This window comes from Paenibacillus montaniterrae, assembly GCF_018403185.1.
Classification (GTDB): domain Bacteria; phylum Bacillota; class Bacilli; order Paenibacillales; family Paenibacillaceae; genus Pristimantibacillus; species Pristimantibacillus montaniterrae.
The window spans coordinates 1-338 of the sequence record NZ_BOSE01000043.1 but is presented as its reverse complement, the minus strand read 5'-3'; the positions used below and the strand labels follow the sequence as shown (position 1 = coordinate 338).

Annotated in this window: 1 protein-coding gene and 1 pseudogene; both read left to right on the top strand. The window is 38.8% G+C overall.

Features of this window, described 5'->3' with window-relative positions; genetic code table 11:
• Positions 1-79 (top strand): annotated as a pseudogene (locus KJS52_RS27060) (IS200/IS605 family transposase); the annotation flags it as partial.
• A 6-nt stretch (positions 80-85) separates the two neighbouring features.
• Positions 86-338 (top strand): helix-turn-helix domain-containing protein (locus KJS52_RS27055; protein ID WP_213520730.1); only part of this gene is annotated, 253 nt, incomplete at its 3' end.

Here is a 338-nt window from a genome sequence, read left to right as displayed (position 1 = left end):
TTCTTATTTTGTTGCAACAGTCAGTGAACATACAGAAGCGCAAATAAGAACGTATATCCAAAATCAGAAAGTGAAGTGAGAAGCAATGGTAGTGAATAAAGCTTATAAATTCCGGATTTATCCCACGCCAGAACAAGCGACACTCATCAACAAGACGATTGGATGCGCTCGATTTGTGTATAATCGTTTTCTAGCCCTATGGGGTGACACCTATAAAGAGACAGGAAAAGGCTTATCTTATGGAGCGTGTTCGGCTGAACTCACAAAACTAAAACAAGAAATAGACTGGTTGAAAGAACCAGACAAATTTTCTTTGCAAAATGCACTGAGGAATTTGA